This window comes from Aeromonas sp. HMWF015 (genome assembly GCF_963878965.1).
In the GTDB taxonomy this organism is placed as follows: Bacteria; Pseudomonadota; Gammaproteobacteria; order Enterobacterales; family Aeromonadaceae; genus Aeromonas; species Aeromonas veronii.
This window is the reverse complement of record NZ_CAWNZT010000426.1, coordinates 1-1,124: the sequence shown is the minus strand read 5'-3', so window position 1 is coordinate 1,124 and position 1,124 is coordinate 1. Positions and strand designations below refer to the sequence as shown.

The following is a 1,124-nucleotide window of genomic DNA, read 5'->3' as shown; positions in this document are numbered from 1 at the left end:
CCCCCTGCAGACGGGCCGCCTTCTCGGCGCTACTGACCGTCACCGCCACCGGCTTGCCTGCCGCCAGCAGAGCCCGCGCCAGCGGCAGCCCGAGCCACCCCGCCCCCAGAATACCGATCGTCCCGGCGATATATTGTTCTGTCATCGTCCCTTCTCCTGCTTGACGCTATTTGCCCCGCAGCTTACCTGCCTTGGTAGGAAAAGGAAGCCTTGGCATACAGATAGATAAATGCCGACAATGTGGTGGTACATGGTTCCCATTCGTTAACAATATCAGCAATTAAAATACTATATCTGACCTATACGATCATTTGTTAATCTTTAAAGAAAAACGTTTGTGTGACATTGTCATTTTCAAAACATCTATATTCTTAGCCTCACATACCTGCCTAATTTCATCTTCATGAGCTGAGGAAATTTTAGCACCTAAAATAACATGTTTTGGCTTTGGCATACTATAAGGCATTTCTTTTGGCAAAATCATATTTCCAAAAACAAGCCTCCATTCTTTTTCATAAGCCCATTCTGTACTTTTCATGAGGGCGACTTGATTAAGATAAAGAATATTATTAGTGGTTTTATTTTTACCAAAAATGTTGCTGGCATCAAACATTTCATCTGAATAAATAACAGGGTAGATTGACCTTGCTCTTAAATCTTCATTTCCTAATTCGTAGAAATCATAACCTATACAAAAACCAGTATGATAACTGGCATAATGTGGCCACATTAATATTGATTTTGGGTTTTCAGAAAAGCAACAAATCTTGAACATCTGCTTAAAACCTTCAGATGTTTCTCTCACAAGATTTTTTGCTCTATCTTTCATTACACTACGTAGAGCTTCTCCACAAGTACGACCAAAGTCAGGTCTTTCTGGATAACTAAGTTCAAGAAGCTTTACCATTGGATGGGGACTTTCTGCAATTGACTGAACTTGTTCTTCAGTTAACTGCTCTATTAATCCATTCTCTTGAGCCATTGATAAAACTGACTCCCTATCATCAGGATCCAACTCTATATCATAATGAAATGAGCAATCATAAGGGTCATTAAAGTTTTTCGGGTCTGATAACCATATTGTGTCATCCAATAAATTTCTTATAGAGTTATCATTTACCGAG

3 protein-coding genes are annotated in these 1,124 nt (G+C 39.9%); 1 reads left to right on the top strand and 2 read right to left on the bottom strand.

The features are described from left to right. Positions 1-145 (bottom strand): NAD(P)-binding domain-containing protein (locus tag AACS18_RS21945; protein WP_339373269.1); only part of this gene is annotated, 145 nt, incomplete at its 3' end. A gap of 25 nt (positions 146-170) precedes the next feature. On the opposite strand from AACS18_RS21945, the gene AACS18_RS23720 reads away from it, so the two are divergent. Beyond that, a complete protein-coding gene (locus AACS18_RS23720) occupies positions 171-284 on the top strand; it encodes a zf-TFIIB domain-containing protein (RefSeq protein WP_108613326.1) in 114 nt (37 codons plus the stop codon). A gap of 23 nt (positions 285-307) precedes the next feature. Here AACS18_RS23720 and AACS18_RS21940 read toward each other — a convergent pair. Further along, the coding region (locus AACS18_RS21940; RefSeq protein ID WP_146184819.1) for a DUF2971 domain-containing protein at positions 308-1,124 on the bottom strand (817 nt) is incomplete at its 5' end.